Here is a 1,522-nt window from a genome sequence, read left to right as displayed (position 1 = left end):
TTTGGAACCTAGATCCCAAAATTAATAAAATATAATATTCATTTAATATCAATTTGTTATAAATTATTACAACTGAAATTTTATTACATTGGATAATATGAAAATATCAATATTAATAGATGAATCGTTTGATATAGAAAATTGTGAATCGGGTTATATCGTGGCACTTATGGTAAATGAGTGGTGGGTCTTTTTAAAAAAAGATTCTCTTGATCTAATCGGTGTATTTGAAACAATTCACGAAGTAAAGAATTTTATATCATCATTGATAATGCCAATTGACTGAACAATTATAAATTGCTCAGTCATAAATATCTTTTATTGAACGTGATTAATTGTTTCACGCAATAAATCATGAACACAAGTTATAGCGCATAGCGTGTCATTTTTATTTAAATTTGAATCAAGAGTTAGGCGGGTAATTAATTCGGCTTGCTCTAATTTGCAATAACCATCAATACTTATTTCTGATGTTTCAATAGAGTTAAACTTTTGTTGGGGAACATTCTTTTTCATGCTTATTTCCTTGTTGATTAATTATAATTAATCACGTCCAAATCTGCGAAATCTGGAGGTGAACTAAGCAAGGTTCGCAGTACCGCTCTACAAGGAACACGGCTAGCCTTTCGGCTTCCTCACTTAGCCCACCATTGAAAAGGCGTAGCTAGGCTTTAAGCATAAAAATACCGCTTTGAGCGGTTATGCTCCTTATAGAGTACAAGCTGCGAAACTTGGCACTAGATTTTGCTAGCACACAGCTAATCTATCGAAAGAGCATATCAATGTCAATGATTTTTATTTTGAAATGGTAGGAAACGGATTATATACGATTATAACAAAATTGCACCGCCATTTTACCGCCACTTATTGTTATATACTTAAGAAATTGTTAGATAAGTCATTGATTTTAATGGAGGCGCGTCCCGGAGTCGAACCGAGGTAGACGGATTTGCAATCCGCAGCATGGCCACTCTGCCAACGCGCCTTGGTGGTCTATCTGAATAGGCTGCAAATATTATCACTGGCTTGACTAATCGTCAAGATTAAATAGATTATAATTACAGCAGTCACTTTATTTTTAACTAACCACAGTAAGAGTAAACAGCATATTTCCCAAAAAGATCGCACAAAATATGTGTTTAAATTTAATTTTATGCTAGAACAAATTGTACAATATTATTCTGATGTTTCGGGATATTTATAGATCCAGGTAATATCTGGATAATTAGCGAATGCATTTGGAAATAAATAAACGCCACTTAAAAATGGAAAATTAATTGATTGCCAATTAACATTAAAATCAGGTTGAAATTTGATGATGGAATCAAAAAGTAACGTTGTACAATAAAGATGTGGCTCTTCACGGGGGGCTAATATGAAAGCTTCACCTTGCTTTGTTAAAAGATCATTAACAATTTGTTGTTGTTGCTCATTAGATATAAAATTAGGTCTTGCTATAGCATATGTTTCGGCTAGTTCAGGCGTTATAAACTCTGCTAGAGTTGATACAATAACTTGGTTA

At 33.1% G+C, this 1,522-nt stretch carries 1 protein-coding gene, 1 tRNA gene and 1 pseudogene; all 3 read right to left on the bottom strand.

The window, feature by feature from the left end; translation table 11 throughout:
• Positions 1-318: 318 nt before the first annotated feature.
• Positions 319-516 (bottom strand): hypothetical protein, encoded by a 198-nt coding sequence (locus A9G44_RS07700; protein WP_065610199.1) that lies wholly within the window; start codon positions 514-516, stop codon positions 319-321.
• Positions 517-911: 395 nt separating this feature from the next.
• A tRNA-Cys gene (locus tag A9G44_RS07695) sits at positions 912-985 on the bottom strand.
• A 191-nt stretch (positions 986-1,176) separates the two neighbouring features.
• Positions 1,177-1,522, bottom strand: a pseudogene (locus tag A9G44_RS13525) (hypothetical protein); the annotation flags it as partial.

The sequence above is a fragment of the Gilliamella sp. Occ4-3 genome (assembly GCF_001690675.1).
In the GTDB taxonomy this organism is placed as follows: domain Bacteria; phylum Pseudomonadota; class Gammaproteobacteria; order Enterobacterales; family Orbaceae; genus Gilliamella; species Gilliamella bombi.
The sequence above is the reverse complement of the archived record's forward strand: the minus strand, read 5'-3'. Positions and strand labels throughout refer to the sequence as shown.

Coding starts and splice junctions, on each gene's coding strand:
- A9G44_RS07700 (WP_065610199.1), bottom strand. CDS start 516: ATGAAAAAGAATGTTCCCCAACAAAAGTTTAACTCTATTGAAACATCA.